General features: G+C 68.5%; 19 protein-coding genes. 13 read left to right on the top strand and 6 right to left on the bottom strand.

The features are described 5' to 3' along the window. Positions 1-133: 133 nt before the first annotated feature. Positions 134-2020, bottom strand: coding sequence for a gamma-glutamyltransferase family protein (locus WS62_RS02605; RefSeq protein WP_066567288.1), 1887 nt, complete (start codon positions 2018-2020; stop codon positions 134-136). A gap of 246 nt (positions 2021-2266) precedes the next feature. On the opposite strand from WS62_RS02605, the gene WS62_RS35815 reads away from it, so the two are divergent. Then, complete coding sequence (locus WS62_RS35815) at positions 2267-2569, top strand: hypothetical protein (protein WP_156440838.1); 303 nt, start codon at positions 2267-2269, stop codon at positions 2567-2569. Here WS62_RS35815 and WS62_RS02600 read toward each other — a convergent pair. Then, positions 2520-3422: a LysR family transcriptional regulator gene (locus WS62_RS02600; RefSeq protein ID WP_066567280.1), complete on the bottom strand. Its 903-nt coding sequence runs from the start codon at positions 3420-3422 to the stop codon at positions 2520-2522. The genes WS62_RS35815 and WS62_RS02600 overlap by 50 nt on opposite strands. 158 nt (positions 3423-3580) lie before the next feature. Between WS62_RS02600 and WS62_RS02595 the strand changes: the two genes are divergently transcribed. The 7 genes from WS62_RS02595 to WS62_RS02560 all read left to right on the top strand — a co-directional run bounded on the left by WS62_RS02595 (position 3581) and on the right by WS62_RS02560 (position 14845). Further along, complete coding sequence (locus WS62_RS02595) at positions 3581-5707, top strand: 3-hydroxyacyl-CoA dehydrogenase NAD-binding domain-containing protein (protein ID WP_066567278.1); 2127 nt, start codon at positions 3581-3583, stop codon at positions 5705-5707. A gap of 57 nt (positions 5708-5764) precedes the next feature. Further along, positions 5765-6964, top strand: coding sequence for an acyl-CoA dehydrogenase family protein (locus WS62_RS02590; RefSeq protein ID WP_066567271.1), 1200 nt, complete (start codon positions 5765-5767; stop codon positions 6962-6964). A 305-nt stretch (positions 6965-7269) separates the two neighbouring features. Further along, on the top strand, positions 7270-8400 hold the full coding sequence (locus WS62_RS02585) for an acyl-CoA dehydrogenase family protein (protein WP_066567269.1): 1131 nt from the start codon (positions 7270-7272) through the stop codon (positions 8398-8400). A 26-nt stretch (positions 8401-8426) separates the two neighbouring features. After that, positions 8427-9632, top strand: coding sequence for a CaiB/BaiF CoA transferase family protein (locus WS62_RS02580; protein ID WP_066567371.1), 1206 nt, complete (start codon positions 8427-8429; stop codon positions 9630-9632). A 479-nt stretch (positions 9633-10111) separates the two neighbouring features. Next, positions 10112-11401, top strand: a complete 1290-nt coding sequence (locus tag WS62_RS02570) for a dicarboxylate/amino acid:cation symporter (protein ID WP_059471982.1) — start codon at positions 10112-10114, stop codon at positions 11399-11401. A gap of 2 nt (positions 11402-11403) precedes the next feature. Further along, positions 11404-13437: a sensor histidine kinase gene (locus WS62_RS02565; RefSeq protein ID WP_066567265.1), complete on the top strand. Its 2034-nt coding sequence runs from the start codon at positions 11404-11406 to the stop codon at positions 13435-13437. Between the two features lie 46 nt (positions 13438-13483). Continuing rightward, the gene (locus WS62_RS02560; RefSeq protein WP_066567263.1) at positions 13484-14845 is read left to right on the top strand and encodes a sigma-54-dependent transcriptional regulator; all 1362 of its coding nucleotides are present in this window, start codon (positions 13484-13486) and stop codon (positions 14843-14845) included. A 69-nt stretch (positions 14846-14914) separates the two neighbouring features. Here the strand turns inward: WS62_RS02560 and WS62_RS02555 are convergent, their stop codons facing one another. Next, positions 14915-15451 (bottom strand): peroxiredoxin family protein, encoded by a 537-nt coding sequence (locus WS62_RS02555; protein WP_066495538.1) that lies wholly within the window; start codon positions 15449-15451, stop codon positions 14915-14917. 165 nt (positions 15452-15616) lie between these two features. Here WS62_RS02555 and WS62_RS02550 point away from each other — a divergent pair, with 165 nt between their 5' ends. Next, positions 15617-16354 (top strand): hypothetical protein, encoded by a 738-nt coding sequence (locus WS62_RS02550; RefSeq protein WP_156440837.1) that lies wholly within the window; start codon positions 15617-15619, stop codon positions 16352-16354. A gap of 604 nt (positions 16355-16958) precedes the next feature. Here WS62_RS02550 and WS62_RS02545 read toward each other — a convergent pair. Beyond that, on the bottom strand, positions 16959-17795 hold the full coding sequence (locus WS62_RS02545; protein ID WP_066567259.1) for a thioesterase II family protein: 837 nt from the start codon (positions 17793-17795) through the stop codon (positions 16959-16961). A 416-nt stretch (positions 17796-18211) separates the two neighbouring features. On the opposite strand from WS62_RS02545, the gene WS62_RS02540 reads away from it, so the two are divergent. Beyond that, positions 18212-18655, top strand: a complete 444-nt coding sequence (locus WS62_RS02540) for a GNAT family N-acetyltransferase (protein ID WP_066567256.1) — start codon at positions 18212-18214, stop codon at positions 18653-18655. Positions 18656-19037: 382 nt separating this feature from the next. Here WS62_RS02540 and WS62_RS02535 read toward each other — a convergent pair whose 3' ends face one another. Together WS62_RS02535 and WS62_RS02530 are read right to left on the bottom strand one after the other, a co-directional pair. After that, positions 19038-20606 (bottom strand): YifB family Mg chelatase-like AAA ATPase, encoded by a 1569-nt coding sequence (locus WS62_RS02535; protein ID WP_066567253.1) that lies wholly within the window; start codon positions 20604-20606, stop codon positions 19038-19040. Between the two features lie 140 nt (positions 20607-20746). After that, entirely contained in the window at positions 20747-20998 is a 252-nt protein-coding gene (locus WS62_RS02530; protein WP_010101376.1) for an accessory factor UbiK family protein, read from the bottom strand. A 368-nt stretch (positions 20999-21366) separates the two neighbouring features. On the opposite strand from WS62_RS02530, the gene WS62_RS02525 reads away from it, so the two are divergent. The 3 genes from WS62_RS02525 to gshA all read left to right on the top strand — a co-directional run bounded on the left by WS62_RS02525 (position 21367) and on the right by gshA (position 24831). Further along, positions 21367-21705 (top strand): P-II family nitrogen regulator, encoded by a 339-nt coding sequence (locus tag WS62_RS02525; protein WP_004198020.1) that lies wholly within the window; start codon positions 21367-21369, stop codon positions 21703-21705. A gap of 32 nt (positions 21706-21737) precedes the next feature. Next, positions 21738-23222: an ammonium transporter gene (locus tag WS62_RS02520; protein ID WP_197422745.1), complete on the top strand. Its 1485-nt coding sequence runs from the start codon at positions 21738-21740 to the stop codon at positions 23220-23222. A 319-nt stretch (positions 23223-23541) separates the two neighbouring features. Beyond that, entirely contained in the window at positions 23542-24831 is a 1290-nt protein-coding gene (gene gshA / locus WS62_RS02515; RefSeq protein WP_066567251.1) for a glutamate--cysteine ligase, read from the top strand. The last annotated feature ends 6 nt before the right edge of the window (positions 24832-24837 follow it).

Raw genomic sequence — 24837 nt, 5'->3', positions numbered from 1 at the left:
GATTGATACCGGAGCGGCCTTTTTCGTTGGTCTGCAAGGCTAGGCCACGGCGAACCACGCTTAACCGAACGGCATGGCCGCGAAGGCTGCGGTTCTTTTGTGCTTTTCGCGAGACGCGGCGCCCGCGGCGGGCTCAATCCCCCGCCACGACGCCGTCGCGCCGCGGATCCGATCCGCCGAACCATACCGACCGCCCCTCGACGTTGATCCGCTGAATCCCTTGCAGGCTCGACCCCAGCTCGACGATGCGCACGTCGTGTCCGCGCTCCTTCAGCGCATCGGCGAGCGCATCGGACACGTGCCCCTTTTCGAGCTCGGTCGGCCCGTTGCGCGAGCCGAAGTTCGGCAGCGCGATCGCCTGCTGCATCGTCATCCCCCAATCGGTCATGCCGACGAGCGTCTTCGCGACGTAGTTCGCGGTCGACGCGCCGCCCGCCGAGCCGAGCGCCATCATCAGCCGCCGCGAGCCCTTCTCGAACACGAGCTCGGGCGCGAGCGTCGAGCGCGCGCGCTTGCCCGGCTGCACGCGGTTCGCGACCGGCTTGCCGTGCTCGGTCGACACGGGCGAGAAGTCGAGCAACTGGCTGTTGAGCAGGAAGCCGCGCACCATCAGCCGAGAGCCGAACCGGTCGTCGAGGGTCGACGTCATCGACACCGCGTTGCCGTAGCGGTCGACGGCCGTGATCTGCGACGCCGACGGCGGCTCCGCGCCGCGGTCCGCGGCGGACGCGGGCGGCAGGCCGGACGGCGAGCCGGCGCTTGCGCTGCCGACGGTCGTGTCGCCGATCAGGCGCGCGCGCTCGGCGACGTAGCGCCGCTCGACGAGGCTCTTCCAACTGCCGCCCGGCGGCGCGACGAAATCGGGATCGGCGACGTACTGCGCGCGGTCCGCGTACGCGAGGCGGCCCGCTTCGCTGAACAGATGCGCGGCGAACGGCGTCGGCTCGAGGCCCGTCGCGTTGCGCACCGGCTTTTGCGCGCCGATCTGCCGCCAGTCCGGCTGCGCTTGGAGCAGGCCGAGCATCTGCGCGACGACGAGCCCGCCCGCCGACGGCGGCGGCATCCCGCACACGGTCCATTTGCGATAGTCGGCGCACAGCGACTCGCGGACCTTCGCGCGGTACTGCGCGAGATCCTGCACGCTCAGCATGCCCGGATTCGGCGCCTGGCGGACTTTCGCGACGATGTCGCGCGCGATCGCGCCGGTATAGAGCGCGTTCGCGCCGTGCGCGGCGACGAGCCTGAGCGTCGCCGCGAGTTGCGGATTCTTGAGCGTCGTGCCGGCCGGCTTCGGCGCGCCGTTCTTGTCGTAGAAGTACGCGCGCGCGGCAGGATCGCTTGCCAGCGACGGATCGTTCGCGATCGTCGCCGCGAGTCGCGGGCCGAGCGGGAAGCCTTGCTCGGCGAGCCGGATCGCGGGCTGGAACAGGCGCCGCCACGGCAGCTTGCCGTGCGCGCGATGCGCGAGCTCGAGCATTCGCAGCACGCCCGGCACGCCGACCGCGCGTGCGCCGAGCGCCGACGGCGGCAGCGGCTTGCCGTCGGCGCCGTAGAACAGGCGGTCGGTGGCGGCGGCGGGCGCGGTCTCGCGGCCGTCGTACGCTTCGACCGTCTTGCCGTCCGCGTGCAGCAGGAACGCGCCGCCGCCGATCCCCGACGCCTGCGGCTCGACGAGCATCAGCACCATTTGCGCGGCGATCGCCGCATCGACCGCGGTGCCGCCCGCCTTCAGCATCTCCTGGCCGGCTTGCGCGGCGAGCGGATGCGCGGCCGCGATCATGTCGCGCTGCGAGGTCCAGCCCGGCTTGTCGACCCAGCTCGACAGCTCGGCGGGCGCGGCCTGCGGTTCCGCCGTCGGCGTCGCGCAAGCCGCGGAGGCTGCGGAAGCCGATGCGGCAGCCGCGGCGTTCGGCGCGCCCGAACCGGGCGCGTTCGCGCATCCGGCGGTGACGGCGAACAGGGCGGCGGCGATCGCGCCTGCCCACGGGTTGGACGAGCGCGGACGGATCCGGTCGGTCATGAACACCTCGGTACGAAGGAAAGACAGCGACGACGACACACGGCGGCAGCGCCCGCGCGGCGCCGCGCGGGCGCGCTATTGTCGCCGCGCCGGAAGCGGCTTGTCATCCGACAATAAACCCTTAGACGCGTATGTGCGAACGTCGCGCGGACTGCCGTCTCGGGTCGGCGGCGCCAACCCGGCGGCGATGTCCGGTGGGTCCGGCTCGTTTCCGGACGTCCGCCTCGCGCGGGCTTTGTCTTCGGCATGCCGTCGTCCGTGTCGAACCGCCATGCGGCGCACCTTTCGCCGACTCGCGAGGGGATGCGTGTCGAGCCTGTCAGCGCCATCGCGATCGACATCGCCCTGCGCGTCGCTGCGGCGATCGACATCCAATCGGCGCGCGATGCGCCGCGCGAGCATGAGAGACTGACGCCGCCGTCGGCCATCGACCGGGGCGGCGTGCGCCCGATCGGCGCGGCTGTCCGGCATCGCCCGGCCGAACCGATGCCGCCGCGCGTCATCGGCCGCGCCCCGCGTTCCTCGCCTCTTCGAGCACGAATTCGATGAACGTAGAAGTCGCGCGCGTGTGATGCCGGTTCGGCATGTACAGCATGTACATGTGCGTGCCGAAGATGCTGAGCCGGTACGCGTCGAGCGTCGTGACGACGGCGCCGCGCCGCACGTCGTCGTGCACGACGTAGTCCGGCACGATGCCGACGCCGAGCCCGGCGAGGATCGACTGGCGCAGGAACAGGAAATTCTCGGAGATGAGCGTCGGCTCGAGCAGCACCTCGTGCCGCTCGTCGCCGAGATACGCGGCGACGCGCAACTGCCGGCCGACCACCGTCGCCGTGATCACGGGCGCGTCGAACAGCTGATCGAGCTCGGTCGGCATCCCGTGCGTCGCGGCGAAGCCGGGCGACGCGCACGCGACGTAGCGCACCGCGCCCATGTCGCGCGCGACGAGATTCTGCGGCGGCTCGGACATCACGCGCACGGCGATGTCGACTTCGTCGCGCATCAGATCCTCGACGCGGTTCTCGAACACGACGTCGAGCACGATCCCCGGATAGCGCTGCTTGAACGAGATCAGCCAGTTCGACATCACGAGCTGCCCGTAGCCGCTTGGCACCGACAGTCGCACGCGGCCCTGCAAGTCCAGGCCGAGCGTCGTCACCGCCTCGCGCGCGGCGAACAGCTCGTTCTGGATACGCCGGCCGTGCTCGTAGAGCCGCAGCCCGATCTCGGTCGGCTCGATGCGCCGAGTCGTGCGCCGCACGAGCTGCAGCCCGATCGACTTCTCCAGCTGGTTGAGCCGGTAGCTGACGTTCGCGCGGCTCATCTTGAGCCGCTGCGCCGCCTTGCTGAGGTTGCCCGCGTCGAGGATGTCGACGAGCAGCGTGAGCGCATTCAGATCCATCGCCGTGCCCGCTTGTCCAAAGTGTTTGTCAAATATGGCTTGACAGGTTGTTAAAGAAAGCTGGAATTGTCAATCAATCTAGATCAATCGAGAATCATGGCAAACCCTGCGCCCTGTCTGTTGGAGCGAAGGCGCGCATTCCGTACGGAGCGAGAGACATGAATCAGCAGGCATCCCACGAAACCGGCACCGTCACGCGCGAGCGGCGCGACAAGGTGCTCGTCGTCACGATCGACCATCCGCCCGTCAACGCGCTGTCCGCCGCCGTGCGGCGCGGTCTCGTCGACGCGCTCGACGCGGCCGACGCCGACGCCGCGCTCGCCGCCGTGCTGATCGTCGGGGCCGGGCGCAACTTCATCGCCGGCGCGGACATCCGCGAATTCGGCAAGCCGCCCGTGCCGCCGCTCTTGCCCGACGTGTGCAACCGGATCGAGACGAGCGGCAAGCCCGTCGTCGTCGCGCTGCACGGCGCGACGCTCGGCGGCGGCCTTGAGATCGCGCTCGCCGCGCACTACCGGATCGCCGTGCCGGGCGCGAAGCTCGGCCTGCCGGAAGTGCAGCTCGGCCTGCTGCCGGGCGCGGGCGGCACGCAGCGCACGCCGCGCCTGATCGGCGCGAAGGCCGCGCTCGACCTGATGCTGAGCGGCCGGCACGCGTCGGCCGAGGAGGCGCTGACGCTCGGCCTCGTCGATCGGCTCGCGCACAGCGACGACACGCTCGCCGAAGGGCTCGCGTACGCGCAGGAACTGCTCGCGGCGGGCGCGCCCGTGCGCCGCACGCGCGATGCGCAAGGGCTCGCCGATCGCGCGGCGGCCGAAGCGGCGCTCGACGCGGCGCGCGCCGACGTCGCGAAGAAGTCGCGCGGGCTGTTCTCGCCGGCGAAGATCGTCGACGCGGTCGCCGCGGCGCTCGCGCAACCGATCGACGAGGGCTTGCGCACCGAGCGCAGGCTGTTTCTCGAATGCCTCGACAGCCCGCAGCGCGCGGGGCTCGTTCATGCGTTCTTCGCGGAGCGCGAAGCGGCGAAGTCGCCGGAAACGCGGCGCGGCGCGGCGCGCTCGATCGAGCGGATCGGCGTCGTCGGCGGCGGCACGATGGGCGCGGGCATCGCGGTCGCGGCGCTCGACGCCGGCCTTCCGGTGACGATGATCGAGCGCGACGACGCATCGCTCCAACGCGGCCGCGCGCATGTCGAGAAGGTCTACGCGGGCCTTGTCGCGAAGGGCCGGATGACGCCCGCCGCGCAGGCCGCGCGTCTCGCGCGCTTCAAGGGCTGCACGTCGTACGACGCACTCGCGCAGGCCGACGTCGTGATCGAAGCGGTGTTCGAGGACATGGCGGTGAAGAAGGCCGTGTTCGCGGAGCTCGCGCGCGTCTGCAAGCCGGGCGCCGTGCTCGCGACGAACACGTCGTATCTCGACATCGACGAAATCGCCGCGAGCGTCGCGCGCGCATCCGACGTGATCGGCCTGCACTTCTTCTCGCCCGCGAACATCATGAAGCTGCTCGAAGTGGTCGTGCCGGCGCAGGTGAGCGCGGACGTCGTTGCGACCGCGTTCGCGCTCGCGAAGAAGCTGAAGAAGATCCCGGTGCGCGCGGGCGTGTGCGACGGCTTCATCGGCAATCGCGTGCTCGCCGTCTACCGGACGGCCGCCGACTACATGATGGAAGACGGCGCGTCGCCGTATCAGATCGACCGCGCGGTGCGCGAATTCGGCTTCCCGATGGGGCCGTACCAGGTCGTGGACCTCGCGGGCGGCGACATCGGCTGGGCGACGCGCAAGCGCCGCGCGCCGACGCGCGATCCGCGGCTGCGCTACGTCGAGATCCCGGACCGCCTGTGCGAGCGCGGCTGGTTCGGCCAGAAGACGGGCCGCGGCTACTACCTGTATCCGGACGGCGCGCGCGTCGGCGCGCCGGATCCGGAAGTGGAGGCGATCGTCGCCGACGCGCGCGCGCAGAAGGGCGTGACACCGCGCGCGTTCACCGACGAAGCAATCGTGCGCCGCTATCTCGCCGCGATGATCAACGAAGGCGCGAACGTCGTTCACGAGAAGATCGCGCTGCGCCCGCTCGACGTCGACGCGGTGTTCCTGCACGGCTACGGCTTCCCGCGCTATCGCGGCGGCCCGATGCATTACGCGGACACCGTGGGCCTCGCGAACGTGCTCGCCGACATCCGTGCGTTCGCGATCGAGGACCCGGTCTTCTGGAAGCCGTCGCCGCTCCTCGTCGATCTCGTCGCGCGCGGCGAGACCTTCGCGAGCCTGAACCGCATCGACTGACGCCGTGTTCGATCGCCCGTCAATTCAATTGCCTCAAGCATTCGAGAACTACGCCACATGGATCTGAATTTCACCGCAGAAGAGGAAGCGTTCCGCGCGCAAGTGCAGCGCTTTCTCGCCGACAAGCTGCCGCCGCGCATCGCGCGCAAGGTGAAGGGCGGCTTGCGGCTCACGCGCGAGGACATGCGCGAATGGCACGCGATCCTCGACGAACAGGGCTGGCTCGCGAGCCACTGGCCGCGCGAGTGGGGCGGCTCCGGCTGGAGCGTCGCGCAGAAGTTCCTGTTCGACAACGAGTGCGCGCTCGCGGGCGCGCCGCGCATCGTGCCGTTCGGCGTGAACATGCTCGGCCCGGTGCTGATCAAGTACGGCAGCGAAGCGCAGAAGCGCCGCTGGCTGCCGCGCATCCTCGACGGCACCGACTGGTGGTGCCAGGGCTACTCGGAGCCGGGCGCGGGCTCGGATCTCGCGTCGGTGAAAACGAGCGCGGTGCGCGACGGCGATCACTACGTCGTCAACGGCCAGAAGACGTGGACGACGCTCGGCCACTACGCGAACATGATCTTCTGCCTCGTGCGCACCGCGACCGACGTGCGCAAGCAGGAAGGCATCAGCTTCCTGCTCGTCGACATGAATTCGCCGGGCGTCGAAGTCCGCCCGATCGTCACGCTCGACGGCGAGCATGAAGTGAACGAGGTGTTCTTCACCGACGTGCGCGTGCCCGTCGAGAACCTGGTCGGCGAAGAGAACCGCGGCTGGACCTTCGCGAAATACCTGCTCACGTACGAGCGCACGAACATCGCGGGCGTCGGCTTCTCGGTTGCGGCGCTCGAGAGGCTGCGCGCGGTCGCGGCGAAGGTGAAGAAGAACGGCCGGCCGCTCGCCGACGATCCGCTCTTCGCCGCGCGTGTCGCGCGCGTCGAGATCGAGCTCGACAACATGAAGACGACGAATCTGCGCGTGCTCGCGGCGGTCGCGGGCGGCGGCGCGCCGGGCGCCGAGAGCTCGATGCTGAAGATTCGCGGCACGCAGATCCGCCAGGAGATCTCGTCGCTGATGCGGCGCGCGATGGGGCCGTACGCGCAGCCGTTCGTCGACGAAGCGCTCGACGCCGGCCACGACGGCGAACCGCTCGGCGGCCTGCCCGAAGCGGCGAGCGCGGCGACGCAGTACTTCAACAATCGCAAGCTGTCGATCTTCGGCGGCTCGAACGAAATTCAGAAGAACATCATCTCGAAGATGATCCTCGGGCTGTAGGTTTTGCGGGGGACCAGAGCGCGAAGCGTGGGACCGGAGTCGATGCTGAAGCACTGACTCCGGTCGACATAAGCGCTAAAGCGCCAACTCTGGTCGACAGCGGTGCATGGGACCAGAGTATGCGCTAAAGCGCCAACTCTGGTCGACAGCGGTGCATGGGACCAGAGTAAGCGCTAAAGCGCCAACTCTGGTCGACAGCGGTGCATGGGACCAGAGTAAGCGCTAAAGCGCCAACTCTGGTCGACAGCGATGCATGGGACCAGAGTAAGCGCTAAAGCGCCAACTCTGGTCGACAGGAGAACACGATGGACTTTCGACATACCGAAGACCGCCGGATGCTGGCGGACAGCCTGAATCGCTTCGTCGCCGAGCAATATCCGTTTGCCGTGCGCGACAGGGTCGCGCTGTCGGACGCAGGCTTTAGCGACGACATGTGGCGGCGCTTCGCCGAACTCGGCGCGATCGGCGCGCTGTTTCCCGAGGACTGCGGCGGCTTCGGCGGCGCGGGCTTCGACATCGCGCTCGTATTCGAATGCCTCGGGCGCGGGCTCGTCGTCGAGCCGTTCGCGGGCGCGCTGATGGCCGGGCGCGCGCTCGCCGACGCGGGCGGCGACGCGCATCGCGCGCTCGTCGCGGAGCTGATCGAAGGCCGCGCGATCGGCGCGTTCGCGCACGCGGAACCCGACACGCACCACGAGTTGCACACGGTGCGCACGTGCGCGATGCGCGAAGGCGATCACTGGGTGCTCGACGGAACGAAGGCCGTCGTCGACTGCGGCGAGCACGCGACGTTCTACGTCGTCAGCGCACGCACCGCGGGCGGCGACGACGACGCGGCGGGCCTGTCGCTCTTCGTCGTGCCGAAGTCGGCGCCGGGCGTGTCGGTGCGCGGCTATCGGAAGATCGACGGCGGTCGGGCGGCCGACGTGCGCTTCGAGCGCGTGACGCTCGCCCACGCCGCGCTGCTCGGCGCGCCGGGCGAGGCGGCCGACGCGATCGAGCGCGCGATCGGCTTCGGCCTGCTCGCGCTCGCGGCGGAAGCGCTCGGCGCGATGGACGTCGCGAAGGCGCACACGCTCGACTACCTGCGCACGCGCAAGCAGTTCGGCGTGCCGATCGGCGGCTTCCAGGCGCTGCAGCACCGGATGGCGGACGTGCTGCTCGAAATCGAGCAGGCGCGCTCCGCCGTGATCAACGCCGCCGCGCAGCTCGACGCGCCGCGCGTCGCGCGCGAGCGGGCGCTTGCCGCGGCGAAGTACAGCGTCGGCCGGATCGGCACGCTGGTTGCCGAGGAGAGCATCCAGTTGCACGGCGGGATCGGGATGACGTGGGAGCTGCCGCTGTCGCACTATGCGAAGCGGCTCGTGATGATCGATCACCAGCTCGGCGACGAAGATCATCATCTCGCGCGCTACATCGCGCTGTCGAAGCAATGAACCGCGAACGGACGGAGGAGACGAAGATGCGCAACGAACGAGGTGCGCAGCCGCTCGCGGGCGTCAAGGTGCTCGACTTCTCGCGGGTGCTCGCGGGACCGTGGTGCGCGATGGTGCTCGCGGATCTCGGCGCGGAAGTGATCAAGGTCGAGCATCCGCAGCGCGGCGACGACACGCGCGACTGGGGCATGCGCGTCGGCGATACCGAGACGACCTACTTCAACAGCGTGAACCGCAGCAAGCGCTCGATCTGCGTCGATCTGCAGGCGGCGGCGGGGCAGCGCGTCGCGCGCGCGCTCGCCGCGCAGGCGGACGTCCTCGTGCACAACTTCAAGGCGGGCGGCGCGGAGAAGCTCGGCCTCGGCTACGACGCGCTCGCCGCGCTGAATCCGCTGCTCGTCCATTGCGCGATTTCCGGCTACGACCGCTCGGGGCCCGAAGCGAGCCGGCCGGGCTACGACCTCGTCGTGCAGGGCGAGGCCGGCCTGATGGCGCTGAACGGCGACGCCGGGCAGCCGCCGCTCAAGTTCGGCGTCGCGGTGGCGGACCTCTTCACCGGCATGTATTCGGCGCAGGCGATCCTCGCCGCGCTCTACGAGCGGCAAGCGACGGGCCGCGGGCGGCGCATCGAGATGGCGCTCTTCGATTGCGGGCTGATGGTCACGTCGTACTACGGGCTCGAGGCGCTGCTGATGGGCGAAGACCCGCCGCGCTACGGCAACGCGCATCCGTCGATCGTTCCGTACGGCGTATTCGACGCGTCGGACGGCCCGATCGTGATCACGGTCGGCAACAACCCGCAGTTCGCGCGCTTTTGCGGCGTGATCGGCCGGCCGGCGCTCGCGGCCGACGCGCGCTTCGCGACGAACATCGCGCGCTCCGCGAATCGCGCCGAGCTGTTGCCGGAGATTCGCCGCGAGCTTGGCGCGCGGACGCGCGCGGCGCTGCTCGCGGCGCTCGCGGAGGCCGGCATTCCGTGCGGCGAAGTGCTCGGCCTGCGCGAGGCGCTCACGTCCGAGCGCGCGCAGGCGGCCGGGCTCGTCACGCGGCGGCCGCATCCGGTCGCGGGCGAGGTCGATGTGCTCGCGCCGCCGTACCGCTTCGACGGCGAGCGCCTGCCCGTGCGCGGCGCGCCGCCCGTGCTCGGCGCGGATACCGCGAACGTGCTCGGCGGCTGGCTCGGGATGTCCGAGCGCGAGATCGCGCAATTGCGGGCCGACCGCGTCGTATGAGCACGGCGCCCGCGCGGCGCGGCTTCAGCTTCGCGCCAACGGCGCGGATGATCGCGACGTACCACGGTTTCATCCTGCTCGTCGCACCGGCGCCGCATGTGCTTGCCGAGCAGGCGGTTCGGCACGGAAACATCGGACGAAAGGCGCGATCCGTCCGGCGATCCGGACGGCCGCATTCCGGATTTCCGGAAAACCGGAATGCGTGCGCCGGTCTTGATTAGGAAAATCCAGAGAAATCAACAGGCTGGGCCTGATCGAGCAGCTGGCATCGACCTTGCAAAGTAAACGCCCAAGGCCGCTTCGGCCTAACTATTACAGCAAGGAGACATTCGATGACCCACTCAATCCACCTCCCTCGGATCCACTGAGGCCATCGCTTGTTGCGGCACGACAGCCGCGCGGGCGAGTGGCTCCCCTGGCTTTCGTCCGCGCGCGTGACGCCGGCCTGCTTCGACTCATCTTCTCTCTTCTCTGGAACCATCGTGAAGAAACCGTTCTATAAAGTCCTCTACGTGCAGGTGATCTTCGCCATCGTCGTCGGCGTGATCCTCGGTCATTACTATCCGTCGCTCGCCGTCGACATGAAACCGCTCGGCGACGGCTTCATCAAGCTGATCAAGATGGTGATCGGCCCGATCATCTTCTGTACCGTCGTGACGGGCATCGCCGGCATGCAGGACATGAAGAAGGTGGGACGCGTCGGCGGCAAGGCGCTCCTCTATTTTGAGATCGTGTCGACGTTCGCGCTTGTGCTCGGTCTCGCGGCGACGCACATCCTGCGTCCGGGCGTCGGCTTCAACATCGATCCGGCGACGCTGAACGGCAAGGAAGTCGCGTCGTACGCGGCGAAGGCGCACGGCCAGTCGACCGTCGACTTCCTGATGCACATCATCCCGAACACGATGATCGACGCGTTCGCGCAAGGCGAGATCCTGCAGATCCTGCTGATCGCGCTGCTGTTCGGCAGCGTGCTCGCGCATCTCGGCGATCGCGGCAAGGTCGTCACGGATTTCATCGACGGCATCACGCGCGTGCTGTTCGGCATCGTGCACATCGTCACGAAGCTCGCGCCGATCGGCGCGTTCGGCGCGATGGCGTTCACCATCGGCAAGTACGGCGTGGGCTCGCTCGTGCCGCTGCTCAAGCTGATCGGCACGTTCTACCTGACGTCGATCGTGTTCGTGCTCGTCGTGCTCGGCGCGATCGCGCGCTTCACGGGCTTCTCGATCATCCGCTTCGTCGGCTACATCAAGGAAGAGCTCCTGATCGTGCTTGGCACGAGTTCGTCGGAAGCGGCGCTGCCTCAACTGATGGAGAAGCTCGAGAAGGCCGGCTGCTCGCGCTCGGTCGTCGGCCTCGTCGTGCCGACCGGCTATTCGTTCAACCTCGACGGCACCAACATCTACATGACGATGGCCGTGCTGTTCATCGCGCAGGCAACCAACATCGAGCTCACGTGGATGCAGCAGCTCACGCTGCTCGCGGTCGCGATGCTGACGTCGAAGGGCGCGAGCGGCGTGACGGGCGCGGGCTTCATCACGCTCGCCGCGACGCTCGCCGTCGTGCCGACCATTCCGCTCTCCGGCATGGTGCTGATTCTCGGCATCGACCGCTTCATGAGCGAGTGCCGTGCGCTGACCAACATCGTCGGCAACGGCGTCGCGACGGTCGTCGTCTCCGCATGGGAGAAGGAGCTCGATCGCAAGAAGCTGCGCGCCGCGCTCACGGGCGGCGGCGAAGTCGCAGCGGGCGAAGCCGCCCGGGTCTGACGATGAGCGGAAACACGGCGGGGCGCGCAGCGGCGCCCGCGCCGGGCGGGGCCGAACCGGGCGCGTCGAGGCGCGCTCCGTTCGGCCCCGCGGTCTTTCCGAGCGGGGGCTATGCCACAATAGACGATCCATACAGTCCGGAAGCCGTCACCGTGAAGCGCCGTCTGTTCGTCCTTCTCGCGCTCGCCGCGATGCTCGCGGCGGCCTGCGCGCTCACGTGGACCATCACGTGGCAGCGGGGCGTCGCCGATCTGCGGAACAGCGCGGCGGCGCGCGTCGACCGCACCGCCAACGCGCTGAAAAGCACGCTAGACCGCTACGAATCGCTGCCGTACCTGCTGGGCGGCCACCCGTTCGTGCAAGACGTTCTCGCCGCGCCCGGCAATCGCCGCCGTGTGAATCGCGCGAACCTGTACCTCGAGGACATGAACCGCCACGCGCACGCGACGGCGACCTACGTGATCACGGCGGACGGGCTGTGCGTCGCGGCCAGCAACTGGCGCGGGCCGGACAGCTTCACCGGCATCGGCTACCAGTTTCGTCCGTATTTCATCGACGCGGTGAAGGGCGGCACCGGCCGCTTCTTCGGGATCGGCACGATCTCGCGCGATCCCGGCTACTACATCTCGCAGCCCGTGCGGCGCGACGGCAAGATCATCGGCGTCGCGGTCGTGAAGCTCAATCTCGAATGGTTCCAGGGCGCGGACGCGTCGGAGCCGCTCATCGTCGCCGACGACCACGGCGTCATCTTCCTGTCGTCGGTGCCCGAGTGGAAGTACCACACGCTCAGGCCGCTGCCGGGGCCGATCGCGACGTCGATCCACGAGACGCGCCAATACGCGCAATATCCGGTGACGCCGCTTCCGCTGCGCGTCGAGCGCGTGCTCGGCCCGGACGCGCAGATCGTCCGGATGGGCGCGGGGCGGCGCGCGCCGCGCTATCTCGCGACGCGCCGCCTGCTCGGCGAGCCCGACTGGCAGCTCGTCACGCTCGCGCGGATCGAGCCCGTCGACACCGACGCGCGCAACGCGACGATCGTCACCGCGTTCGGCTTCGTGTCGCTCAGCCTGCTCGGCTTCTACTGGCGCACGCGGCGCGCGCGCGTGAAGGAGATGCTCCGCAGCCGCGTGCTGCTGCAAAGCGCGTATGCGGAGCTGAACCGGCGCGTCGAGGAGCGCACGGCCGATCTGTCGCAGGCGAATGCGCGGCTCAAGAAGGAGGTCGGCGAACGGATCCGCGCGGAGCAGGAGCTGCGCGCCGCGCACGACGAGCTCGTCCAGGCGAGCAAGCTCGCCGCGCTCGGCCAGATGGCGGCCGGCATCACGCACGAGCTGAACCAGCCGCTCGCCGCGCTGCGCAGCTTCTCCGACAACACGCGCGTGCTGCTCGACCGCGGCGACCAGGCGGCCGCGCGCGAGAATCTCGAGGCGATCGCGGCGCTCACCGAGCGGATGGGCAAGATCACCAATCAGTTGAAGCTGTTCGTCGGGCGCGCGAAGCCGCGCAACGAGCAGGCGCATGTCGCGCGCGCGCTGCGCAACGTGCTCGCGCTGCTGAAGGCGCGCATGAAGGGCGTCGAGCTCGGGCTCACGCTGCGCGACGAGACGCGCGATCCCGTCGAAACCGTGCGCTTCGATCCGTCGCTCGACTTTGTGCCGCTCGTCGCGCGCTGCGAGGATCTGCGGCTCGAGCAGGTGCTCATCAACCTGCTCGGCAACGCGCTCGACGCGGTTGCGGCGGTCGCCGCGCCGCGCATCGACGTGACCATCGACGCGACGGCCGCGACGCTGTCGATCGCCGTGCGCGACAATGGGCCGGGGATTCCGCCGGAATCGCTCGCGCGTCTGTTCGAGCCGTTCTTCACGACGAAGGAAATGGGGCGCGGGCTCGGGCTCGGCCTCGCGATCTCGTCGTCGATCGCGCGCGACGCCGGCGGCTCGCTCACCGCGCGCAACGCGCCGGCGGGCGGCGCGGAGTTCGTCTTGACGCTGCGCCGCGCGCGCACGCATCATCCGGACACTTCCGCCGCGAGCTGAACGCGCGTCCGCGCTCGGCCCGCACAGCATCATTGGGTGACAGAAGATGGCGAACCGCCTGCAAGTGATCTACATCGAAGACGACGAACTCGTGCGCCGCGCGAGCGTGCAGAGCCTGCAACTCGCGGGCTTCGACGTCGTCGGGTTCGGTTCGGTCGAGGCGGCCGAGAAGGCGATCGTCGGCGATGCGGCCGGCGTGATCGTGTCCGACATCCGCCTGCCCGGCGCGAGCGGGCTCGACCTGCTCGCGCAGTGCCGCGAACGCACGCCCGACGTCCCCGTCGTGCTCGTCACCGGGCACGGCGACATCTCGATGGCCGTGCAGGCGATGCGCGACGGCGCATACGATTTCATCGAGAAGCCGTTCGCGGCCGAGCGCCTGACCGAGACGGTGCGGCGCGCGCTCGAGCGGCGCGCGCTCGTGCTCGAGAACCACGCGCTGCGGCGCGAGCTCGCGGGGCAGGGCGTCGTCGCACCGCGGATCATCGGCAGAAGCCCCGCGATCGAGCAGGTCCGGCGGCTGATCGCGAACGTCGCGCCGACCGACGCGTCGGTCCTCATCAACGGCGACACCGGCGCGGGCAAGGAGCTGATCGCGCGCAGCCTGCACGAGCTGTCGCCGCGCCGCGACAAGCCGTTCATCGCGGTCAACTGCGGCGCGCTGCCGGAGCCGATGTTCGAATCCGAAATGTTCGGCTACGAGCCGGGCGCGTTTACCGGCGCGGCAAAACGTCGCATCGGCAAGCTCGAGTACGCGTCGGGCGGCACGCTGTTCCTCGACGAAATCGAGAGCATGCCGCTTGCGCTGCAGGTGAAGCTGCTGCGCGTGCTGCAGGACGGCGTGCTCGAGCGGCTCGGCTCGAACCAGCCGATCCGCGTGAACTGCCGCGTGGTCGCGGCGGCGAAGGGCGACATGAGCGAGCACGTCGCGGCCGGCACGTTCCGGCGCGATCTGCTGTACCGGCTGAACGTCGTGACGATCGCGCTGCCGCCGCTCGCCGAGCGTCGCGAAGACATCGTGCCGCTCTTCGAGCATTTCATGCTCGATGCGGCCGTTCGCTACGGGCGCCCCGCGCCGCTTCTCACCGATCGCCAGCGCGCGAGCCTGATGCAGCGCGATTGGCCGGGCAACGTGCGCGAGCTGCGCAACGCGGCCGACCGCTTCGTGCTCGGCGTGACGGAAGGCATTATTGGCGACGCAGGGGCAGACGCGGACGCGGAACAGGACGCCGAGCAGTCGCTCAAGGAGCGCGTCGAGCAATTCGAGCGCGCGGTGATCGCAGAGACGCTGAATCGCACGGGCGGCGCGGTCGCCACGACGGCCGACAAGCTGCACGTCGGCAAGGCGACGCTCTACGAGAAGATGAAGCGCTACGGGCTGTCGGCGAAAGGAGAAACGGACCGCTGAAGCGGGCGTGACCCGTCTCGCGCGATCCGTCGGAGGGAGGCGGCGCGCCGTGCGGCGCGGCCGGAAGGCTTACGCGCTCGTGCCGAGCGCTTTCTGCAGCAGTTGGTCGAGCTCCGCGAACTGCGGCGCGCCGACATAGCGCTTCAGGATCTTGCCGTCCTTGCCGATCACGAACGTCGTCGGCGTGAGCTGGACGTTGCCGAACTGCTTCGCGACGCTGCCGTCGTCGAGCGCGACCTTGAACGGCAACTGGCGGGTCTGCGCGTAGTTCGCGACGTACATCGGCGGATCGTAGTTCATCGCGACCGCGACGAACTCGAGCCCCTGGCCCTTGAAGCGGTTGTACGTGTCGACCATCTGCGGCATTTCCTGCATGCAGGTCGCGCAGCTCGTCGCCCAGAAGTTGACGAGGTAGACCTTGCCCTTCAGATCGGCGCCGGTCGAGATCTTCTGGCCGGACAAGAGCGTGAACGTCGCTTCGGGCGCGCTCGACTTGCCGTTGAACGCGAAATAGCCGGCGAGGGCGATCGCGACGGCGGCGACGGCGATCGCCACGTAGCGCAACGGGCCGGCGCGGCGGCCGGTGGGGGCGGGAGCGGGACTCATCTGCTGAACCTCTGGAATGCGGGCGACGCCACACGGGCGGCGCGCCCAAGCGGTGCGAACGGCGCTCATTGTACCGTCAATCGGGCGCGCGCACCGGCGCCGCGCGGACGCGCCGACCGGCGATAATGCGGCTTCGTTTACCGTCCATTGCAACCCGTTCCTTTCATGATTCGTGCCGGTTTTCGCTACGCGCGTCCGCTTCGTTTGCTTCGTCTGGTCGGCCGGCTCGGCCTCGTTGGTTCACGTGGGCCGGTGGAGCCATTGGGCCGGTCGGCTTCGCTCCGTCTGTTGGAGCCGTTGCGCGCGTTCGTCGCATCTTTCGCCGCCCGTGCGCGCCGCGCCGCCGTCGTGTTCGGCGCGCTCGCGTCGCTTGCCGCCTGCTCGCCCGCTTACGACTGGCGCACGCTGCACAACGACGCCGGCTACACGATCGACCTGCCGGCAAAGCCGACCGTCGAAGAGCACCCGGTCGCGATCGGCGGCGTACCGATGAAGATGCGGATGCAGGCGGCGCACGTCGGGGGTGCGGTGTTCGCCGTCGGCACGGTCATGCTGCCCGACGACCGCGACGCGACCCGGCACGCGGTGCTCGACTATCTGCGCACCGGTTTGGCGCGCAACCTGCGTGCGCAGCCGGCCGAGCAGGCGGTGCTCGTGCCGCTCGCGGCGGGCGGCCTGACGGCGGGCGTCGAGTTGCGGATGAGCGGGGCGCCTGGTGGCGCGTCGGGCGGGGCGTCCGGTGCGGCGCGGGAATCGGTCTCATCCGACGCGGGCGCGTCGAAGACGGTGATCGCGCGGCTCGTCGCGCACGGCCGGCACGTGTACGAAATCATCGTGATCTCCGACGCGCCGCTCGCCGCCGAGCCGCTCGAACAATTTTTCGGCTCGTTGAAACTCGACTGATCGAGCCATGCGGAACGCCTAAGAGCCGATTCCGAACTGAAAGTTCCTTCGCAAGAAAGGGCGCTAATCGTCGGATTTTGCGGGTTTTTTTCGACTATCCACAGAGACTGTGGATAACTTTGTTGAAAACTTTGCCGGGCCTTCTGCAAAGTCCCGCCAGAGGGCCCTTCAGTTAAATTGCCTCGAATCTTTGCACCTGCAAAAAATAATTAAAATCAATGACTTGCAAAATAGGTTTCAAGTATTGGCTGGGACGTGCGAAAGTTGGGTCGGATTCGCCTAATTGTGCATAAGTCAAGTCTTGACAGCCATTTATTTGCCGTTCGGGCGGCGAGAGGCAAGCCCGGATGCCCAGTGGAGCGTGGCTTCCGACGGTGCGGCGCGGTTTTCTCGAGGCTTTCCGGCGGTTCCGTGGTGCGAGTTTTCCGGGAGTCGCCCGTTTGTTGGGCGGGCAGGTTGGCCGCCACGGCGTGCGCTTGCGCATGGGTGCCGAAGACCCCGGTGGACGAAGCGCTTTCGTGCCGGCCGAACGAGCGCAAAGCGCTGGGGCGTCGTCGGGCGATCGGCGTCCGCGCCGACTGCGCGCAAGCGCCAAATCGCGCGGCTATCTGACGCAAGGCGCTCCATCGAAGACATCGTTATCCGTCGCGCCGTTCGCCAGCGGCCGCTCGGCATTTCCGCCGCGCGGCCGCTCATGCTGAGCGAGCGCGGCGTCCACGGCGTCATGGACCGCGGACAGGTCGTCAAGCAGGTAGAAATGCCCGCCGTCGAACGCCCGGAGCTCGATCGGCCGCGTCGACGCGCGCTGCCAGTCACTCAGCCCTTCCGGGGACAGCACCGCATCCTGCCGGCCCGCGAAGACCGTGACGGGAACGGGCAGCGGCGTCGGCGATGCGAGCGGGAAGAATGCCTCGACGATCCGGAAGTCGGCCTTTGCGAGCGTCAGCAGCATCGTTCGCAGTTCGTCGTGTGCGAAGACCTCAGGCGGCGTGCCGCCGAGCGACGCGAGGTAGTCGACAATCGCCGCGTCGGCGCGCTGATGAACCGGAAACGCGCGGCGCCGCGATGCCGCGAACGGTGAGTCGGCGCCCGACACGCCGAGCCAGCGCGGCGGACGTCCGAGCTGCGTCATGTCGTGCGCGAAGCAATACGCGACGAGCGCGCCCATGCTGTGGCCGAAGATCGCGTAGTCGGAAGGGAGCTCGGGAGCGAGCTCGCGCAGGTAGTCGCGCAATTGCGGCAGCGCGTCGATCGCGGGGCGGTTGAGATTCCTGCCGCGGCCCGGCAGCTCGACGAGCCAGACCTCGATATGCGCCGGAAACCCGGTCGCCCATTTGTAGTAGTTCGTCGCGGAGCCGCACGCGTGATGGAACATCAGCAGCCGGTGCCGCGCGTGTTCGCGCCTGTCGGGAATGGTGAGGGTGCCGGGCAGCAAGGCCATGCGCGTTCGCTCCAGTCGGGGAAGGCAAATCTTGGACGGTCCGACGCCGCAACAGGCGCTCGGCGCGCGGGACGATGACGCCATGGAAAATGTGCGGCGTTATTGTCCCTACTATATTACGATTCGCCTGCCGCCTTCGTTTCGCGGTTGTAGCGCTTCATTGCGTTATCGACGTCCGCCGTTGCGCATCGCGCGTTGCACGTCACGAGTCCGCGGCGTCCGCGCCCGGATCGCGTTGCAGCAGGCAACGATCGAGAAACGGCATCGGACCGCGTTCGCGCGTTTGCGTCAGGCGCTCGCCGCGCGGCGTGTCGCAACCGTCGGCCGGGCGGGCGCGTCGATCGTTTCGTCGCCGACGGCGAGACCTGCGTGCCGCCCATTGTCTTCGTTCTCCACCGTACCCGGGTAAAACGATCATGACGATCACCGTTCGCACTGCCGCTGCCGACGACCGGCCGGCGTTGCGCCGAATCTTTCTGCAAACTCGCCGCGACACGTTCGACTGGCTGTCAGCCGATGGTTTCGCGCTGGACGATTTCGACGAACACACGCGAGGCGAATCGCTGCTCGTCGCCGAAGCGGCGGGTTCGGGCATCGTCGGCTTCATCTCGGTGTGGGGGCCGGAGCGCTTCATCCATCACCTGTACGTCGCAGGATCGCGCTTGCGTGAAGGAATCGGCAGCGCGTTGCTGCGTGCGCTGCCCGGCTGGCCCGCCGCGCGTTATCGACTCAAGTGTCTGACGCTGAACGACCGGGCGCTAGCGTTCTACCGCGCGCATCGGTTCGTTGAGATCGGCTCGGGCGTGTCCGGCGATGGCGAATATCTGCTGCTGGAATCGCGTGAAGCGGGCGGCCGATGACACACCATTTGCGTATCGCGAGCGTCGGGCGCTCCTGCGCGGCACGATCGGTATCGCGCCGCTTGCCGCGACGCGGCGCTCGCTGCATAGACGCGTGTCGCCGTTCGGGATCGGGGCGCGGCGCGCTTCGACCTATCTGTCATCCCGCTCGAATCATCATTCAAGCTGGTGGCCGGCCGCGTCGGCCGCCTTCGCCCTTATCCTGAACGGTGATTGCCGGCGAACATTGCCGATGGCGCGTCGGCGCAAGGCTTCGACGACAAGCCGATGATTCGACGCGCGCCCCGCCTCGCACTTCGTCGCACCACGCTGCGCGACGCTTTCTTTGCATCTTCCCGCTCGTCGGCCGGATCAGGCGCAAGGGCCCGCAATCGGCTCCCATTCAGACCGGCGAAAACACCCGCCGATAACGGATCGCCTCGGCGATCTGCCCCGCGCTCGGCGCGTCGTCGCCCGCCAGATCCGCGATCGTCCGCGTGACCTTCAGCACCCGGTAGTACGCGCGCGCCGACCAGCGAAACCGCTCGCCCGCCTCGCGCAACAATGCTTCGCCCATGCCGTCCGGGCGGCAGAGCGCGTCGGTTTCGCGGCCCGTCAGCATGTGGTTCGTCTTGCGTTGCCGTGCGAATTGCCGCTCGCGCGCACGGGCGACGCGTTCGGCGACGGCCGCGCTCGATTCGCCCGCCGTTGCCGGCCGTTCGGCGAGTTCGGCGGGTGTGAGCGCCGGGATCTCGATCTGGATGTCGATCCGGTCGAGGAGCGGCCCGGACAGCTTGCGCAGATAGCGCGCGGCGACGTCGGGCGAGCAGCGGCAGCGGCCGCCGGGATCGCCGCGCCAGCCGCACGGGCACGGATTCATCGCGGCGATCAACTGGCACGCGGCCGGGAAATCGGCTTGCAGCGCGGCGCGCGAGATCGTGATGCGGCCCGCTTCGAGCGGCTCGCGTAGCGTCTCGAGCACGTGCCGGTCGAATTCGGGCAGTTCGTCGAGAAACAGCACGCCGAAGTGCGCAAGCGTGATTTCGCCGGGCTGCGGCGGATTGCGGCCGCCGACGAGCGCGGCCGAGCTCGACGAGTGATGCGGCGCGCGAAACGGTCGCCGCCGCCATTGAGCGGGCGCGAAGCCCGCGCGGCTCGACGACAGGATCGCGGCCGACGTCAGCGCCTCGTCGTCGGTGAGCGGCGGCAAGAGGCCCGGCAGGCGCGCGGCGAGCATCGACTTGCCCGCGCCCGGCGGCCCGATCATCAGCATGTGATGGCCGCCCGCCGCCGCGACTTCGAGCGCGCGCTTCGCGCCCGTCTGGCCGATCACGTCGGCGAGGTCGGGCGCGGACGTGGCGGGCAGATCGTCGAGGCGGGGCGCAGCGACCGGCGCGAGCCGCCCGTCCGGCGCGTCGGCGAGATGCGCGCACAACGCGGGCAGGTCGGCCGCGCCGTACACGGTCACGCCCGGCACGAGCGCCGCTTCGCCTGCGCTCGGCAGCGGCAGATAGAGCTCGGGTGCGGCGGCGGGCAAAGGCGCGGACTCGGCCGAGCCGCTTTCGTCCGCCTGCTGCCCGCGCGCGGCGCCGCACGCCATCGCGAACGCGCCGCGCATCGGCCGCAGCGCGCCTGTCAACGACAGCTCGCCCGCGAACTCGCGGCCGTCGAGCGCGTTCGCCGGAAGCTGGCCGCTTGCCGCGAGGATGCCGAGCGCGATCGGCAGATCGAAGCGTCCGGACTCCTTCGGCAGGTCGGCGGGGGCGAGGTTGACGGTGATCCGCCGCACTGGGAATTCGAAGCCGCAGTTCTGCAGCGCGGCGCGCACGCGCTCGCGGCTTTCGCGGACTTCGAGATCGGGCAGGCCGACGATCGAGAACGACGGCAACCCGTTGGCGAGGTGGACTTCGACGGTGACTTCCGGCGCGCGGCCGGCAGCGGGCGCGCGGCTGCGCACCACGGCAAGCGACATGATTCGACTCCGCGTGGACCGGACCGGGCGGCGCGAATTGCGTCGCCCGTGGTGTCCGGAGAATGGTTTCGATGCGCGCTTGCCGGCGTGGCGCGAGCTGCAGGGGTGAACCGCTCAGCGAATGCGAGCGGCGGCGGCCGTCACGATTGGACGTCGGCCAGTTTCTGTTCGAGCTCGGCGACGCGCTTTTCGAGCTCCTCGAGCCGCGCGCGGGTGCGCGCGAGCACTTGCGCCTGCGTGTCGAATTCCTCGCGGGTGACGAGATCGAGCTTCGAGAAGCCTTGCGTGAGCATTGCCTTCACGTTGCGCTCGACGTCCTTGGCCGGCGAGTTTTTCAGCAGATCGCCGATGCGCGATTGCAGGTCGTTGAAAACGTCGCTGGGTTGCTTCATGGTGTTCCCCTTCCAGATGCACAAAATTTGTGCAATTGCCGTTGCGGTCGTGCCTACGAATTGCGCATGACCGAAATTGGTGCGCTCGCAGGCCCGTTTTCCGGGCATTCGACCGCGAGAAGCCGCGTTCGCCGTGCGCCGGACGTGCGTGCACTCTAGCAACCTTCCTTTCAGCGCGCCAGCAAACCGGGCCCGCGTTGGCCGTTCGGCCAAGGCGCGCTTGCGTTCGCGCAAGCGTGCGTCGATGGCGGAAATCTGCCTGAAAGCCTGTCGAGACCTGCATGAGCCGACATGGCATGCGAGTTGCTGTAGATGTTCCGCTACACATTGCAGCAGTGATGGGACAACTACCATAGCGAGAGGACTTCATGAAACTGATTACCGCAATCATCAAGCCGTTCAAGCTCGATGAGACGCGCGAGGCGCTCTCGGCGCTCGGCGTCTCGGGCATCACGGTGACGGAGGTCAAGGGGTTCGGCCGCCAGAAGGGGCACACCGAGCTGTACCGGGGTGCCGAGTATGTCGTCGATTTCCTTCCTAAGATGAAGATCGAGGCCGCGGTATCGGACGACCTCGTCGACCAGGCCGTCGAGGCGATCGAGCGCGCGGCGCGGACGGGGAAGATCGGCGACGGCAAGATCTTCGTCACGTCGATCGAGCAGGTGATTCGGATCCGTACTGGGGAGACGGGCGCTGACGCCCTGTAATAAGAGACACGAGCGATAAGAGGAAAACCAAGATGCGCAAAATCCTGATGTCCCTGTTGATGGCCGGCTCGCTGCTTGCGGGCGGCATCGGCGCCGCGATGGCCGACGACGCGTCGTCGGCCCCCGCCGCCGCATCGGCCGCCGCCGCTTCCGACACGTCGGCCCCCGCCGCCGCCGCGTCCGCGCCGGCCGCTTCGGCACCTGCCGCGCCGGCCTCCGCCGCCGCATCCGCGGCCGCACCGGCTTCGGCGGCCGCTGCACCTGCCGCACCGACCGCGCCGTTCTCGGTCGATTCGTCGAAGATCAACTCGGGCGACACCGCGTGGATGCTGACGTCGACCGCCCTCGTGCTGTTCATGACGATCCCGGGCCTCGCGCTGTTCTACGGCGGCATGGTCCGCAAGAAGAACGTGCTCGCGACCGTGATGCAGAGTTTCGCGATCACGGCGCTCATCACGGTCCTGTGGACGGTGGTCGGTTACAGCCTCGCGTTCACGCCGGGCAGCGGCTTCATCGGCGGCTTCTCGCGCGTGTTCCTGTCCGGGATGAACTACATCCACGGCGACAAGGCGACGACGCTCACCGTCAGCCACCTCGCGCCGACGATTCCGGAGACCGTCTACTTCGTCTATCAGATGACGTTCGCGATCATCACGCCGGCCCTCATCTGCGGCGCGTTCGCCGACCGGATGAAGTTCTCGGCGATGCTCGTGTTCATGACGCTCTGGTCGCTGATCGTCTATGTGCCGATCGCGCACATGGTCTGGGAGCCGACCGGCTGGCTGTCGTCGGACGGCGTGCTCGACTTCGCGGGCGGCACCGTCGTGCACATCAACGCCGGCATCGCGGGCCTGATGTCATGCCTCGTGCTCGGCAAGCGCGTCGGCTACGGTCGCGAAGCGATGGCGCCGCACAACCTCGTGCTGACGCTGATCGGCGGTTCGATGCTGTGGGTCGGCTGGTTCGGCTTCAACGCGGGTTCCGCGGTCGCGGCCGACGGCCGTGCCGGCTTCGCGATGCTGACGACGCAAGTCGCGACCGCATGCGCGGCGCTCGGCTGGATGTTCGCCGAGTGGATCGCGAAGGGTAAGCCTTCCGTGCTCGGCATCGTGTCGGGCGCCGTCGCGGGCCTTGTCGCGATCACGCCGGCTGCGGGTTTCGTCGGTGTCGCGGGCGCGCTCGTGATCGGCATCGCCGCGGGCGTCGTCTGCTTCTGGTCGGCGACGTGGCTCAAGTCGAAGCTCGGCTACGACGATTCGCTCGACGCGTTCGGCGTGCACGGCGTGGGCGGTATCCTCGGCGCGCTGCTGACGGGCGTGTTCGCGGTGAAGGATATCGGCGGCGCCGACGGCAGCCTGCTGCTGCAAGCGAAGGGCGTGCTGATCACGCTCGTCTACAGCGGCATCGTCAGCTTCGTGCTGCTGAAGGTCATCGACCTCGTGATCGGCCTGCGCGTGACGGAAGAAGAAGAACGCGAAGGCCTCGACGTGATCCTGCATGGCGAGCACGTCGAATAATCGGATTCATCCCCGATCCCGGGACGTCGAAGCGCACGCATGCTTCGCCGCCCGCCGGAATGAGCGCAGCGACTTCGACCCGCCTCCGAGGCGGGTTTTTTTTCGTCATTCGATTCGTCGTTTCTTTGGGGCGTGGCTGCGCGCCGGGCGTCGCGTGCCGGCCTCGACGTCCGCCCGGCGCGGGCCGCATCCGTTGACCCTTCGGGCTATCGGGTCAATAGCGACAAACATTCGGTAAATCCTTGCGATCCCGGGAACAATCCCCAAATGCGACGGGCAATTGCTCTACAATCTTTTTTCTCACGTCCGCGAGTTACACATGGTTCCCCATCTCGTTACGGCGTTAAACGGCCCGCTACTCGAGCTCGAGCGGAAGATCCTCGACGCCACGCCTGCGATCGAACGCTGGTTCAGGCTCGAATGGCAGGAACACACGCCGCCGTTCTACTGTTCGGTCGATCTGCGCAACGCGGGCTTCAAGCTCGCGCCCGTCGACGCGAATCTGTTTCCCGGCGCGTTCAACAACCTGCCGCCCGAAGTGCTGCCGCTCGCCGTGCAGGCGGCGATGGCCGCGATCGAGAAGATCTGCCCGGATGCGAAGAATCTGCTCGTGATTCCCGAGTTGCCGACGCGCAACGCGTTCTATCTCGAGAACGTCGCGCGCCTCGCGACGATCATGCGCCAGGCGGGGCTGAACGTGCGCTTCGGCTCGCTCGATCCGAGCATCTCCGACATCACGCCGATCACGCTCGCCGACGGCCAGAAGATCGTGCTGGAGCCGCTCGAGCGCACGCCGCGCCGGCTCGGCCTCAAGAACTTCGATCCGTGCTCGATCCTGCTCAACAACGATCTATCGGCGGGCATCCCGGGCGTGCTCGAGAACCTGCACGAACAGTATCTGCTGCCGCCGCTGCATGCCGGCTGGGCAGTGCGCCGCAAGTCGACGCACTTTTCCTGCTATGACGACGTCGCGAAGAAGTTCGCGAAGATGGTCGGCGTCGATCCATGGATGCTGAATCCGTATTTCGCGCACGTCGAAGGCGTGGACTGGCATGGGAGCGACGGCGGCGAAGCGCTCGCCGACGCGATCGACGCGGTGCTCAAGAAGATCGCGCGCAAGTATCGCGAATACGGGATCGGCGAGAAGCCGTACGTCGTCGTGAAGGCGGATGCGGGCACGGCGGGGCGCGGCGTGATGACCGTGCACGACGCGTCCGAGATCGGCCGGATGACGAAGCACGAGCGCGCGCAGATGGCCGAATCGAAGGCGGGCGTGCCGGTGAGCGACGTGATCGTGCAGGAAGGCGTCCACACGTACGAGCGGATCGGCGACGAAGTGGCGGAGCCCGTCGTCTACATGATCGATCGCTACGTGGTGGGCGGGTTCTACCGCACACACGGCGCGCGCGAGCGCGACCAGAATCTGAACGCGCCCGGCATGCACTACGTGCCGCTCGGCTTCGAGCACACGGCGCTGCCGGACGCGCACGCGAAGCCCGGCGCGGCGCCGCCGAACCGCTTCTACATGTATGGCGTCGTCGCACGGCTCGGGTTGCTCGCGTCGTCGGTCGAACTCGAGAAGACCGACCCGGAAGCGATCCAGGTGTGACGCGTC

The organism is Burkholderia sp. ABCPW 14 (genome assembly GCF_001523835.1).
GTDB lineage: Bacteria > Pseudomonadota > Gammaproteobacteria > Burkholderiales > Burkholderiaceae > Burkholderia > Burkholderia mayonis.
Note: the sequence above shows the minus strand (reverse complement) of the source record. Positions and strands in the feature narration are given on the sequence as shown.